This window comes from Streptomyces hilarionis, from assembly GCF_024539675.1.
Lineage (GTDB): Bacteria > Actinomycetota > Actinomycetes > Streptomycetales > Streptomycetaceae > Streptomyces > Streptomyces hilarionis.
This window is the reverse complement of sequence record NZ_JAHHIT010000307.1, coordinates 1-3,976: the sequence shown is the minus strand read 5'-3', so window position 1 is coordinate 3,976 and position 3,976 is coordinate 1. Positions and strand designations below refer to the sequence as shown.

3 protein-coding genes are annotated in these 3,976 nt (G+C 71.0%); all 3 read right to left on the bottom strand.

Going from position 1 to position 3,976, the window contains the following annotated elements; translation table 11 throughout:
- A partial coding sequence (locus tag KMS84_RS38110; protein ID WP_256921137.1) for a TerD family protein occupies positions 1-895 on the bottom strand: 895 nt, incomplete at its 3' end.
- Between the two features lie 59 nt (positions 896-954).
- Positions 955-1,533 (bottom strand): TerD family protein, encoded by a 579-nt coding sequence (locus KMS84_RS38105; RefSeq protein WP_057580284.1) that lies wholly within the window; start codon positions 1,531-1,533, stop codon positions 955-957.
- Positions 1,534-1,739: 206 nt separating this feature from the next.
- Complete coding sequence (gene uvrB, locus KMS84_RS38100) at positions 1,740-3,884, bottom strand: excinuclease ABC subunit UvrB (protein ID WP_256921136.1); 2,145 nt, start codon at positions 3,882-3,884, stop codon at positions 1,740-1,742.
- Between the last annotated feature and the right edge of the window lie 92 nt (positions 3,885-3,976).

Sequence of the window (3,976 nt, the reverse complement as noted above, 5' to 3'; positions counted from 1 at the left end):
GGGCGGGGGGCGCACTCGGCGGGGGCGGGGGCGGCGCCGTGTTCTGACGCCGCGGGTGGCTGTAGTCGATCGGGCCGCCGGTCGAAGCCGTCGGCGCCTGCGCCGGCTGGGTGGCGTCCGGGTCCGCCGACGCGGGGCCTCCGGGAGCGCCCTGCGGGTTCTGGGTCGCCCCGTACGGGCCGACCGCGCCGTGAGCGCCCTGGTGAGCCCCGCCCTGGTGCGGGCCGCCCTGCTGCGCGCCGTACGGCGAACCGCTCTGGTCCGGGCCGAGCGTGGACGTGGCCGTCTGACGGGAGCGGTCCCCGTCCGCCGGGAGCGGCGGCGGGGCCGGCAGGGAGCGCGCCAGCTCACGGGCGACGGCCTCGTCGACGGCTGCCGCCAGCTCGTGTGCCTGCGGCAGGCCCTGATCGGTGAGGAGTTCGGCGAGGCCGCCCGCGTAGCCCTGGCCGACGGCGCGCACCTTCCAGGCGCCCTGCCGGCGGTACAGCTCCAGCGCGACGACCGCCGACTCCGCGTTCAGACCGGTGATGGTGTACGAGGCGACCTCGGCGCCGTCGAGACCGGTGACGGCGACGAAGGGGGCCGACAGCGAGCCGAAACTGGCAGGCCCGCCGGCGCCGGGAGGCAGCGCCAGCAGGACGTCGACCCGGTGCACGGCCGCCGGCACGGCGTCCAGGTCCACCGCGAGGCGGTGGTCGGCGGCCGCCTGCCGCGAGACCTCCAGGCCCGGCAGCGTGGGCGCCCCCGGGTGGGCCACCCACTCGACGCCGTGGATCCTGCCGCTCTCGTCCCCGAGGGTCGCGGCCGCCACGACCGGACGGCCGGCCGAGACCCGGATCTCGAGTCGGACCTGGGAGAGCGGGTGGTTCTGTCCCCGCACCAGCTCGGCCACCATCGCCTGTCGTCCCCCCTGCGTCGCGTGTGGTGTCGTCGTGTGCCGCTGCCCGGGACCTGTTACAGCGCCGGCAGGATCGCCGGCATCAGGTCCTGGAAGGTGCGGCCGTTGGCGGGCGTGCCGAGGGCCGTCATGTTCCAGCCGCCGCCCACGCGGTGCACCTTGGCCATGATCTGGGCCGTGTAGGCGCCGCCGCCCGCGAGCGTGTAGCGCGCGAGCTCCTGGCCGTTGGTCTCGTCGACCAGGCGGCAGAAGGCGTTCTGCACCTCCTGGAACGTCTGGCCGGTGAAGGAGTTGACGGTGAAGACGATCTGGTCGATGTGGACCGGCACGCGCGCGAGGTCCACCAGGATCGCCTCGTCGTCGCCGCCCTGGCCGACGCCGCCGACGAGGTTGTCGCCGGTGTGACGGACGGAGCCGTCGTCGCTCACCAGGTGGCGGAAGAAGACGACGTCGACCGGCTGCTTGTCCGCGAACAGCACGGCGGAGGCGTCGAGGTCGATCTCGCGGGTCCGCGAGCCGAACAGGCCGCGCCGCGGGGCCGCCTGCCAGCCGAGACCCATGCGCACCGCGGTCAGGCTGCCCCCGTCGTTCTTCTGCAGACTGATGGCCTGACCCTTGGTCATGTTGACGGTCACGCGCTGATTCCCCTCTCGAGCTGTCCCCTGTTGCCGCGGCCCCCGCGGTTGACCGAAACACTACGCAAAGGCACTGACACTGCCGTAGCCAGGCCCGCGCTTTGTGTCGGTCTTGCAACACAGCGCGGTTCCGGGCCGGTCCCACAGGCCGCACCGGTCCCGTACGACCGGTGCGGTCCCCGCGTCCTGCGGTTCCGGCTTCTCCGTCAGGCCAGTCCGGCCTCCCTCATCTGGCGCAGTTCCTTCTTCATCTCGGAGACCTCGTCGCGGATCCGGGCGGCGACCTCGAACTGGAGGTCCGCCGCGGCGGCCCGCATGCGCTCGGTCATCTCCTCGATCTGCCCCGCGAGTTCGGCCGCGGGCCGGTCGGTCGGGACCGTCTGCTCGGCCTTGCCCTTGGCCGCCTTGGTCTTCGCGCCCTTGGCCGCCTTGTCGCCGAGGGCGGGCACCGGGGCCTTCGTGCCGCGGCCGTCCTTCTTCGCCCGGTAGCCGGTGCCCAGCAGCTGCTCGGTGTCGACCTCCTCGCGGGCGATCTGGGCGACGATGTCGTTGATCTTCTTGCGGAGCGGCTGCGGGTCGATGCCGCGCGCGGTGTTGTACGCGACCTGCTTCTCCCGGCGGCGGTTGGTCTCCTCGATCGCCCGCTCCATGCCCGGGGTGATCTTGTCGGCGTACATGTGGACCTGGCCGGAGACGTTGCGCGCGGCGCGGCCGATGGTCTGGATCAGCGAGGTGCCCGAGCGCAGGAAGCCCTCCTTGTCGGCGTCGAGGATCGCCACCAGGGACACCTCGGGCAGGTCCAGGCCCTCGCGCAGCAGGTTGATGCCGACCAGGACGTCGAACTCGCCGGCGCGCAGTTCACGCAGCAGCTCGATGCGGCGCAGCGTGTCGACGTCGCTGTGCAGATAGCGCACCTGGATGCCGAGTTCCAGGAAGTAGTCCGTGAGGTCCTCGGCCATCTTCTTGGTGAGCGTGGTGACCAGGACGCGCTCGTCCTTCTCCACGCGCGTGCGGATCTCGTGCACCAGGTCGTCGATCTGGCCCTCGGTCGGCTTGACGACGACCTCCGGGTCGATGAGGCCGGTGGGGCGGATGATCTGCTCCACGACGCCGTCCCCGCGCGAGAGCTCGTACTTGCCGGGCGTCGCCGACAGGTAGACGGTCTGCCCGATGCGCTCCTGGAACTCCTCCCACTTCAGCGGGCGGTTGTCGAGGGCGGAGGGCAGCCGGAAGCCGTGGTCGACGAGGGTGCGCTTGCGGGAGGCGTCGCCCTCGTACATGGCGCCGATCTGGGGAACGGTGACATGGGACTCGTCGATGACGAGGAGGAAGTCGTCCGGGAAGTAGTCGAGCAGGGTGTTGGGCGGAGAGCCCGGGAGACGGCCGTCGAAGTGCATCGAGTAGTTCTCGACGCCGGAGCAGGAGCCGATCTGGCGGAGCATCTCCAGGTCGTACGTGGTGCGCATCCGCAGCCGCTGGGCCTCCAGCAGCTTGCCCTGCTTCTCCAGGTCGGCCAGGCGCTCGCCCAGTTCCTTCTCGATGTCGTTCGCGGCCCGCTCCAGGCGCTCGGGGCCCGCGACGTAGTGGGTGGCCGGGAAGATGTACAGCTGCTGGTCGTCGCTGATGATCTCGCCGGTGAGCGGGTGCAGCGTGGACAGGGCCTCGATCTCGTCGCCGAACATCTCGATGCGGACGGCGAGCTCCTCGTAGACCGGGAAGATCTCGATGGTGTCGCCGCGCACGCGGAAGGTGCCGCGGGTGAAGGCGAGGTCGTTGCGGGTGTACTGGATGTCGACGAAGCGCCGCAGCAGCTCGTCACGGTCGAGCTCGTCGCCGACCCGGAGGGGGACCATCCGGTCCACGTACTCCTGCGGGGTGCCGAGGCCGTAGATGCAGGAGACCGAGGCGACCACCACGACGTCACGACGGGTGAGCAGCGAGTTGGTCGCGGAGTGACGCAGCCGCTCGACCTCCTCGTTGATCGAGGAGTCCTTCTCGATGTAGGTGTCCGACTGCGGTACGTACGCCTCGGGCTGGTAGTAGTCGTAGTACGAGACGAAGTACTCGACCGCGTTGTTCGGGAGCAGTTCGCGGAACTCGTTCGCCAGCTGGGCGGCCAGGGTCTTGTTCGGCGCCATCACCAGGGTGGGGCGCTGGAGCTTCTCGATCATCCACGCGGTGGTCGCGGACTTTCCGGTGCCGGTCGCGCCGAGCAGGACGACGTCCTTCTCTCCTGCTTCGACGCGCTTGGCCAGCTCGGCGATGGCCGCCGGCTGGTCGCCGCTGGGCTGATAGGGACTGACGACCTCGAAAGGCGCCACCGTGCGTTCGATGTGGGAAACGGGCCGCATGTCCTCCACCGTACGACTCCCCACTGACAACGCGGCCTGATCAGGGATTCCGCGGACCGTGGGGCGCGTGGACCGGGGGGCGGGGGCCGAGG